The organism is Vibrio sp. Vb1337, assembly GCF_033338715.1.
In the GTDB taxonomy this organism is placed as follows: domain Bacteria; phylum Pseudomonadota; class Gammaproteobacteria; order Enterobacterales; family Vibrionaceae; genus Vibrio; species Vibrio alginolyticus.
The window spans coordinates 1-1,084 of sequence record NZ_JAWOTD010000236.1; the positions used below are offsets into that span (position 1 = coordinate 1).

At 47.5% G+C, this 1,084-nt stretch carries 1 protein-coding gene and 1 pseudogene; both read right to left on the reverse strand.

Features of this window, described 5'->3' with window-relative positions:
* Positions 1-135 (reverse strand): annotated as a pseudogene (locus tag R7E42_RS25295) (iron-regulated protein A); the annotation flags it as partial.
* Between the two features lie 10 nt (positions 136-145).
* Positions 146-1,084: di-heme oxidoredictase family protein (locus R7E42_RS25300; RefSeq protein ID WP_318073278.1), on the reverse strand; the 939-nt coding region annotated here is incomplete at its 5' end.

The following is a 1,084-nucleotide window of genomic DNA, read 5'->3' on the forward strand; positions in this document are numbered from 1 at the left end:
AAACTCCACTTCGTAAACAGCTTGAGAAATATGGCTAGTTTGCTCTGGTTGTGCATCCGACGAGCCCGTTGTCGATTGGCAACCAACTAAGCTTAGCGTTGCAACAACAGCGCTCATTAATGTTGTTTTCTTCATGGTTGCATCCTTACAGAGAGTTCAGAAACGCAATCAATGCGTCACGTTCTTTTTGGTTCAGCGATAACACGTTTTGTTTCGCTTGCTCCGCTTCACCACCATGCCAAAGCACCGCTTCCATCAAGTTACGTGCTCGACCATCATGTAAAAAATACGTGTGACCGTTCACTTCTTCTGTGTAACCAATCCCCCAAAGTGGTGGCGTACGCCATTCACGGCCATTGGCAAGATATTCAGGTCGATGATCAGCAAGGCCCTCTCCCATGTCATGCAACAGCAGATCGGTATACGGGTGGATAAGTTGCTCTGAAAGCGCAGGCCGGTCTGCTCGTTTTGTCGTTTTTACACTGGTTTTATGGCAGCTTTCGCACCCCGAAGCGGCAAAGATCTTTTGGCCAAGCTGGACAACAGGATCATTCACATTTCGACGAATCGGCACGGCTAAGTGTTGGCTGTAAAACTCTACGAAGTCGAGTATGTTTTGGCTTACTTCTGGCTTGCCGCCATTTGGCAACTCCTCACAAAGGGGTTGCTTCGCCGTGCAATTTTCATTCGGGAACAAGTGACTTGTTAGACCAACATCACCATTAAACGCGGCCGCATTTTGCTGCATCAATGTTGGTTGTCCTGCTTTCCATCCAAAACGGCCAAGCGAAAAGTCGCCTTTTTGAATGTCCCAAACTTTATTCACCTTGCCTGAGATGCCATCGCTATCACGGTCATTTTCGTCTGCCCACTTAAGCAACGTTTCATCAGGAATACTTTCTAGCAAACCTAAACCAATCATAGGTGGCGCGACACGAGCGGAAAACTGCGTATCAGGGTGCATGTCCCCATAGCCTAAATCGGTAATTTTCAGCGTAGGCTTTCTCAACGTCACTTTGGTGCCATCTTTAAACTCAACGGGAACGTCCGTATAAGTAATAGCAATTTTGCCCTCTGGCGTTTG